At 72.5% G+C, this 7,018-nt stretch carries 8 protein-coding genes; 5 read left to right on the plus strand and 3 right to left on the minus strand.

Going from position 1 to position 7,018, the window contains the following annotated elements:
* Positions 1-166: 166 nt before the first annotated feature.
* On the minus strand, positions 167-622 hold the full coding sequence (locus Q0116_RS13785; RefSeq protein WP_297889546.1) for a DUF5799 family protein: 456 nt from the start codon (positions 620-622) through the stop codon (positions 167-169).
* Positions 623-778: 156 nt separating this feature from the next.
* Between Q0116_RS13785 and Q0116_RS13790 the strand changes: the two genes are divergently transcribed.
* Positions 779-1,210, plus strand: coding sequence for a halocyanin domain-containing protein (locus Q0116_RS13790; protein WP_297889549.1), 432 nt, complete (start codon positions 779-781; stop codon positions 1,208-1,210).
* Between the two features lie 19 nt (positions 1,211-1,229).
* Here the strand turns inward: Q0116_RS13790 and Q0116_RS13795 are convergent, their stop codons facing one another.
* Both Q0116_RS13795 and Q0116_RS13800 read right to left on the minus strand, forming a co-directional pair.
* On the minus strand, positions 1,230-2,357 hold the full coding sequence (locus Q0116_RS13795; protein WP_297889552.1) for a mandelate racemase/muconate lactonizing enzyme family protein: 1,128 nt from the start codon (positions 2,355-2,357) through the stop codon (positions 1,230-1,232).
* Positions 2,354-3,283, minus strand: a complete 930-nt coding sequence (locus Q0116_RS13800; protein ID WP_297889554.1) for a 1,4-dihydroxy-2-naphthoate polyprenyltransferase — start codon at positions 3,281-3,283, stop codon at positions 2,354-2,356. Before Q0116_RS13800 ends, Q0116_RS13795 begins: the two co-directional genes overlap by 4 nt.
* 212 nt (positions 3,284-3,495) lie before the next feature.
* On the opposite strand from Q0116_RS13800, the gene Q0116_RS13805 reads away from it, so the two are divergent.
* From Q0116_RS13805 to Q0116_RS13820, 4 genes are all read left to right on the plus strand, one after another.
* Positions 3,496-3,774 (plus strand): hypothetical protein, encoded by a 279-nt coding sequence (locus Q0116_RS13805; RefSeq protein ID WP_297889556.1) that lies wholly within the window; start codon positions 3,496-3,498, stop codon positions 3,772-3,774.
* Between the two features lie 299 nt (positions 3,775-4,073).
* Positions 4,074-5,048, plus strand: a complete 975-nt coding sequence (locus Q0116_RS13810; RefSeq protein WP_297889559.1) for a substrate-binding domain-containing protein — start codon at positions 4,074-4,076, stop codon at positions 5,046-5,048.
* A gap of 1 nt (position 5,049) precedes the next feature.
* Complete coding sequence (locus tag Q0116_RS13815; protein WP_297889562.1) at positions 5,050-5,919, plus strand: ABC transporter permease; 870 nt, start codon at positions 5,050-5,052, stop codon at positions 5,917-5,919.
* On the plus strand, positions 5,903-6,655 hold the full coding sequence (locus Q0116_RS13820; protein ID WP_297889567.1) for an ABC transporter ATP-binding protein: 753 nt from the start codon (positions 5,903-5,905) through the stop codon (positions 6,653-6,655). The genes Q0116_RS13815 and Q0116_RS13820 overlap by 17 nt, the downstream gene beginning before the upstream one ends.
* Positions 6,656-7,018 lie beyond the last annotated feature (363 nt).

Here is a 7,018-nt window from a genome sequence, read left to right on the forward strand (position 1 = left end):
CACCTCGACGAGGAGACGGTCGAACGGCTCGACGCGCTCCGGGTCGACGACGAGGAGTACGACGAGATCGTGACCGAGCTCATCAACATCTACGAGGCGGAGGAGCTGACGCTGTTCCGCGGCAGCGACTTGGAGTAACTCGGTTGCCCACCGCGGGACCGTTTCGCTACTCCTGGTACGCGACGCGGACCTGATCCCACTTCCCGACCTCTTCGAGGTGGGCCTGTAGCTCGCCGGCGTACTCTTGGACCAGCCGCTCCGCCGCCTCTAGTTCCTCGTCCGAGGGACCGCCGCCCCCACCGCCGCCGAGTCCGAGCGCGCCCTTGATCGAGTCGACGACGCCGCCGCTCGACCCGCTGGCGTCGCCCCCGCCGGGCGCACCGCCCATCCCCGCCATCTGCGACCGCAGGTTCTCCAGTTCGGGCATGATCGCCGGGAGGCTCGACGTGTCCGCGACGACGCGCGCGGCCTCGGCGTCGTCGGCGTTCTCGATCTCGAACTCGGTCGCCGTCATGATCAGTCCCCACTCCTGGCTGGAGAAGCGCGACGCGGCGACGCGCTCGTTGAACTGGTTGTCGACGGTCATTCGCTCGCCGACGATGGCGTCGGTCCACTCGCTCATACGGCTCCGTTCGACGGTCGCGGTGAAAAGTCCGTCCCCCGCCGCCGACGGAGCCGTCGGAGCCGTCGGAGCCGTGGCTCCCGTTCGGCCGGCCGCGCGGTTGCGATTCAACCGCGACGCGGTGAGGTTTATACCGCGGAGCGCCTCCGTTCGGCTATGAGAGATAGGAGTCGCCGCGCCCTCCTCGCCGCCGCCGGTACCGGAACCGCCGCCGCGCTCACCGGCTGCCTCGGCTCGGTCCTTCCGGACGCGGGGACGGGCGGCGACGGGGCGGCGGACGACGAACGGATCGACCTGACCGGCGAGGCGAGCGTCACGGTCGCCGTCGGCGCGGACGGGGGGTTCTCGTACGCGCCGGCGCACGTCCGCGTCGATCCCGGGACGACGGTCGTCTGGGAGTGGACCGGGCGCGGCGGCGGTCACGACGTGTACGCCGTCGACGGCTCGTTCGCGTCCGACATCCTCGCCGGGGCGGGCAACACATTCGAGCGCGCGTTCGAGGAGCCCGGCACTCACGTGTACCTCTGTACACCGCACCAGACGCGGGGGATGCGCGGCAGCGTCGAGGTCGCCCCCGACGACGCCTGAGCCGCGAGCCGCGCCCGCCTCACTCGCGCCGGAGGTCGTCGAACGCGCCGCCCGCGATTCCCGGCCCGGTCGGGACCGCGATCTGCCCGTCGTCGATCGGGCATGGGTCCGATGCGAGGTCCTCGTCGAGCAGCGTCCCGGTCGCGAGCCCGCAGGGCGACACCCCCCCGATCGCGGCCGCGACGTGGACGGCGGCGGTCCGCGCGACGACCGCGTCGACGGTGGTGGTGACGACCGGGTCGACGCCGGCCGACCGCGCCCGCAGGGCGGCCGACAGCGCGCGGTCGGGGCCGCCGAGCGCCATCGGTTTGAGGACGACCGCGTCGGCGGCGTCGGCTTCGAGGACCGCGTCGACCCCGCGGGCCGCGACCGACTCGTCGGCCGCGACGGGGACCGCCCCGCCGCGCGCCTCGCCGCGAAGCGCCGCCAGCCCGTCGAGGTCGTCCGCCGGGAGCGGCTGCTCGACGTACGCGAGGTCGAACGCGGCCAGCGCGTCGAGCGCGCGGCGCGCCGCCTCCCGGTCCCACGCGCCGTTCGCGTCGGCGCGGAGCGAGACCGCGTCGCCGACCGCCTCCCTGACCGAGCGGACGCGCTCGACGTCCTCGTCGACGTCGCGGGCACCGACCTTCAGCTTGAGGCAGTCGAACCCCTCGTCGACGGCTTGCGTCGCCGCGGCGACGGTCTCCGCCGGCGACCCGTCTCCGACGGTCGCGTTCACCGGGACCGCGGCCGCGGGCGACGCGTCGACGTCGGCCTCGTTCGCGAGTCGTTCCGCGAGCGACCGCCCCGCGTCGCGGGCCGCGGCGTCGGCGAGGGCGAGGGAGACGCCGTGCCGGGCCGCGGGCGTCGACTCCGCGCGCAGCGCCCCGAGCGGCGCATCGGTTCCGTCGCCGTCGGAGACCGCGTCGAGCGCCGCGGCGCAGTCCTCGTGCGACTCCGTCCACCCCGGGAGCGGCGTCGCCTCGCCGACGCCGACCGCTTCGGACCGGTTCCCGGCGGGTTCGACCGTGACCACGAACCCCTCTCGACGGGCGATGTCGCCCCGGGCGGTGCCGAGCGGTCGGGTCAGGTCGAGCGCGAACGGGCGGCGTCGCACCGTCCGGCCCTCGCTCCCGCCGCCGTCGGTCGGGGGGTCGTCGGCGGTCACAGCGCCAGCCCGACCGCGAACGCGACGGCGTACGCCGCGAGCAGTTTCCCGGTCGACTCGAGCGCGGGGTTGAGCGCCTCGCCGGAGGTCTCGGTCAGCACCGTCCGCGCGACGGCCGCCGCGAGCGGGAGGGTGACGAGGGGGAGCAGCGTCGCGAGGCCGTCGCCGCGAGCGACGAACCACACGGGGGCGAGGTACGCGACGGCGAGCATCGCGAGGTACTCGGCGCGGGCGAACCGGTAGCCGAACCGGACCGCGAGCGTGCGCTTGCCGGTCGAGGCGTCCTCCTCGCGGTCGCGGAGGTTGTTGACGACGAGGATGTTCGTCGACAGCGCGGCGATCGGGAGGCTCGCGACGACCGCCGCGAGCGTGACGGTCCCGTCCGGGATCCCGACCGGGAACCACCCGGAGAGCAGCGCTGCGGCCTGGACGTAGTACGTTCCCGTCACGGCGATCACGCCGAAGAAGACGAACACGAAGAGGTCGCCGAGCCCGTGGTAGCCGAGGGGGTACGGGCCGCCGGTGTAGGCGATCCCGGCCGCCACGGAGGCCAGCCCGATCACGAGGATGGGGACGCCGCCGACCGCGACGAGGTACGTCCCGACGCCGATCGCGGCCGCGAACGTCAGCCACATCGCCCGCTTCACCTCCGCCGGCTCGATGAGGCCGCTCGCGACGACGCGGGTGAACCCCTCGCGGTCGTCGGTGTCGGCGCCTTGGATCGCGTCGTAGTAGTCGTTCGCGAAGTTCGTCCCGACCTGGATCAGCGCCGCGCCGACGAGCGCGGCCAGCGCGGGCAGCGGGGCGAACACGCCGTCGGCGAACGCCAGTCCGACGCCGACGACCACCGGCGCGGCCGCCGCCGGGAGCGTCTGGGGCCGGGCGGCGATCACCCACGCCCGCCGCCGGGTGACCTCTGTACTCATTGCCCTCCGTTGGCGCGTGGCGTCCCTTAAGCTTGCCATCGCGGACCGGCGCAGGTGTCGGCGACGCCGTGGCGACGACGAGAGCGCGGCGCGCAATCTCGCACGTGCGGGAGCGACTCCCGCGGTCGGGGCCCGTCGCGGCGGAGCGCGGACCGCCCCGATCCCGCCTCGGTGACCGACAGGTTCGACACGGATCGGCCCGTACCATTCGTATGACCGACACGGAGGCCGCGTCGGCGAACGGCATCGAGGCGACGTACGAGGAGATCGACGGCGAGCGCCGGCTCACCTTCTCTCGGGACGGCCGCGAGGCGACGGTCGCACAGAACGCCGACGGGTACGCCATGCTGAAGGTGCGCACCGGCCCGGACGGCGACGAACTGGAGCGCTACTACGGGTTCGACATGGCGCTCGACCACGCCGCGGAGCTGCTCGGCGTCGCCGTCCCAGACCTCCCCGTGCCGGACGCCGCCGCCGACATGGGGATGTAACCGGGGAGCCGACTCCCCCGGTCGCCGCCGTCGATCCCCGTCTCGCGCCCGGCCACGCGGCCGCCGTGAGCAACCGGCAACATATTCCTGAGACCGGAACGCGGAACGAACCGGTTCGGTCGCCGTTCGGTCCTCGGGCGAAACGCGCGTTCGCCCGTCTGCGTTCGTAACGCACCCGTCGACGGCCGTGTCAACTCGACACAGCATCGAAAATAAATAACTATAGGGCATCATAGTCGCAGATGAATATTCTCCATAGCCATATCTCCTTATGAGTGGCACCGGTACGGAGAGTCACGATGGACCGAAGACAGTTCCTCCGCGGCACCGGCGCGGCGATCGGCGGTTCGCTGATCGCCGGCTGCGCGGGCGGCGGCGGCTCGGAGACGGTGACGGTCGACTACGCGTACTACAACCCGGTCAGCCTCGTGTTGCGCGAGAAGGGGTGGCTCGAGGCGGCGTTCGCCGACACCGGGACCGACGTCGAGTGGGTGCTGAGTCTCGGGAGCAACCAAGCCAACGAGTACGCCCAGAGCGGCGAGGCCGACGTCTCCTCCACTGCGGGGATCGCGGCGCTGATGGCCCGCACCAACGGCGTGCCGATCACGACGCCGTACATCTACTCGGAGCCGGAGTGGACCGCGCTCGTCACGTTCCGGGAGACCGGCATCGAGTCGGTGGCGGACCTCGAGGGGAGCCGCGTCGCCGCCACCCGCGGGACCGACCCGTACTTCTTCCTACTCCAGGCGCTCGACGACGCCGGACTGGGCGAGGAGGACGTCGAGGTCGTCAACCTCCAGCACCCCGAGGGGCAGTCCGCCCTGGTCCGGGGCGAGGTCGACGCGTGGGCCGGGCTCGACCCCCACATGGCGGAGCTGGAGCTCGAACACGACGGCGCCGAGCTGTTCTTCCGCGAGCCGCGGTACAACACCTACGGCTTCCTGAACTTCCTCGACGGGTTCCTCGCGGACCGCACCGAGGACGCCACGCGCGTCCTCGAGGCGTACGAGCGCGGCCGCGAGTGGGCGGTCGAGAACCCGGAAGCGACCGCGGGGATCCTCGCCGACGCCTCCGAGATGTCGCGGCCGGTCGCGGAGCGCGTGTTCACCCAGCGGAACGACCTCTCGGAGCCGATCCCGGGGGACGCGCACCGCGAACTGCTCGCCGACCTCTCGCCGATCCTCGAACGCGAGGGGCTCGTGACCGACGACGCCGACCCCGCCGCCGACGTCGACGACCTGATCGACTCCGAGTTCGCGAGCGAGGTCGTCTGAGATGGCCGCCGACACCCGCCGGGAGTCGGACGTCTCCCGCGAGTCCGACGCCGGTCGCGGTTCGACGGGCGGCGGGTCGGCCTCGGAGGCGGCGTCTCACAGCCTCGGCCCGGTCCCCCTCCCCGCCGCGAGCCGCTTCCGACCGCTCCTCGGGCTGCTCGTCCCCGCCGCGCTCGTCGTCGGCTGGCACCTCGTCGTCGCGACCGGCACCATCGCGGCGTACCAGCTCCCGACCCCGGTGCGGGTGGCGGAGACGCTGTACGGGATGGGCGCCTCGGGCGAGCTGTGGGGCCACGTCGCGGTCACGCTCCGGCGCGTCGCTCTCGGCGCGGGCCTCGGGATCGCCGTCGGGACCGTCTTCGGGACGGCCACGGGGCTCTCGCGGACCGCGAGCGACCTCCTCGACCCCCTGCTCCAGAGCCTGAAGAACATCCCGTCGCTGGCGTGGGTGCCGCTGTTCCTCCTCTGGTTCGGCATCGGGGAGACCGCGAAGGTGCTGCTCATCGCCGTCGGCGCGTTCTTCCCGGTGTACCTCAACCTCTCGACCGGTATCGCCGCGGTCGACGAGGAGCTCTTGGAGGTCGCGGCGGTGTACGACCTCGGGCGCGTCGAGTCGCTGCGTCGGGTCGTGTTCCCGGCCGCGCTCCCGAGCCTGCTCGTCGGGATCCGCGGCGGCGTCGGGCTGGCGTGGATGTTCGTCGTCGCCGCCGAGCTGATCGCGGCGAGCCAGGGCGTCGGGTTCCTGCTCAGCGACGGGCGGACGCTCGCGCGGCCCGACATCATCGTGGCGTCGATCCTGCTGTTCGCCTTCCTCGGCAACTGCTCGGACGTCGCGGTCAAGGAGGTGCGAGACCGTGTCGTCGGGCGCTGACCCCGTCCTCGCGGTCGACGGGCTCCGGAAGCGGTACGACGACACGGTCGCGCTCGACGGCGTCGACCTCGCGGTCGCGGACGGGGAGTTCGTCGCGGTCGTCGGGCCCTCCGGGTGCGGGAAGTCGACGCTGCTCCGCGTGCTCTCGGGGCTCGAAGCGCGGTTCGAGGGCCGCGTCACCGTCGACGGCACCGACGTCAGGGCGGGCGGCAGCGACGACGTCGGGATGGTGTTCCAGGAGCCGCGGCTGCTCGACTGGGCGGACGTTCGCGAGAACGTCGCCGTCGGACTCCCGGCCGACGTCGATCCCGCGAGCCCGGCCGCCCGCGACCGCGTCGGCGACCTGATCGAGACGGTCGGGCTCGACGGGTTTGCCGACAGTCACCCGGGCGAGCTCTCCGGCGGGATGGCCCAGCGCGTGTCGCTCGCGCGCGGACTGGCGTACGACCCGTCCGTCCTGCTGCTCGACGAGCCGTTCTCGGCGCTCGACCGGCTGACGAAGGCCGACCAGCAGGACCACCTGCTCGACGTGTGGGAGCAGCGCGGCACGACCGTCGTCCTCGTCACGCACGACGTCGAGGAGGCGGTCTACCTCGCGGACCGCGTCGTCGTCCTCGCCGGCCAGCCCGGGACGGTGGCGTCGGTCGTCGACGTCGACGTCGAGCGGCCCCGCGAGCGGGCGGACCCCGACCTCGTCGCGCTCCGCCGCGAGGTGACTGACGCGCTCGGGCGGTAGCGGCGACCCGTATTCGTCGGTGCGATACGTCGCGGCGGTCTGGCCCACCAGTGCGGATAGCCACAACGGACCGCGCGCCGGCGCGCCGCCGAACGAAACGAACGTCGATCCGGCTTATTAATCGACTTCCGAATCGGAATACACGCCGGATCTCCGGTGTGCGTATTACTTCCTTAAGGTGTATTTACACCGGCGCTGTCTTGCGGTTTTCTCGAACGCCGTCGGATCGCTCCGAACTGCCGGTCCGCTCCGATTTTGCGATCGTCCAAACCGTTAAGTACTCGACCGTCCTGTCGTGAATCGATGACAGACATCACGGAGGCTTCGTCGGACACCCCGGCGGATCGAGTTCTTCCAGGGCAC

This window comes from uncultured Halorubrum sp. (assembly GCF_937146585.1).
In the GTDB taxonomy this organism is placed as follows: Archaea; Halobacteriota; Halobacteria; order Halobacteriales; family Haloferacaceae; genus Halorubrum; species Halorubrum miltondacostae.

Bases quoted from the DNA above. Each gene is read 5' to 3' on its own strand.
- Q0116_RS13815 (WP_297889562.1), top strand. From the start codon at position 5,050: ATGGCCGCCGACACCCGCCGGGAGTCGGACGTCTCCCGCGAGTCCGAC.
- Q0116_RS13785 (WP_297889546.1), bottom strand. From the start codon at position 622: ATGAGCGAGTGGACCGACGCCATCGTCGGCGAGCGAATGACCGTCGAC.
- Q0116_RS13805 (WP_297889556.1), top strand. From the start codon at position 3,496: ATGACCGACACGGAGGCCGCGTCGGCGAACGGCATCGAGGCGACGTAC.
- Q0116_RS13810 (WP_297889559.1), top strand. From the start codon at position 4,074: ATGGACCGAAGACAGTTCCTCCGCGGCACCGGCGCGGCGATCGGCGGT.
- Q0116_RS13790 (WP_297889549.1), top strand. From the start codon at position 779: ATGAGAGATAGGAGTCGCCGCGCCCTCCTCGCCGCCGCCGGTACCGGA.
- Q0116_RS13800 (WP_297889554.1), bottom strand. From the start codon at position 3,283: ATGAGTACAGAGGTCACCCGGCGGCGGGCGTGGGTGATCGCCGCCCGG.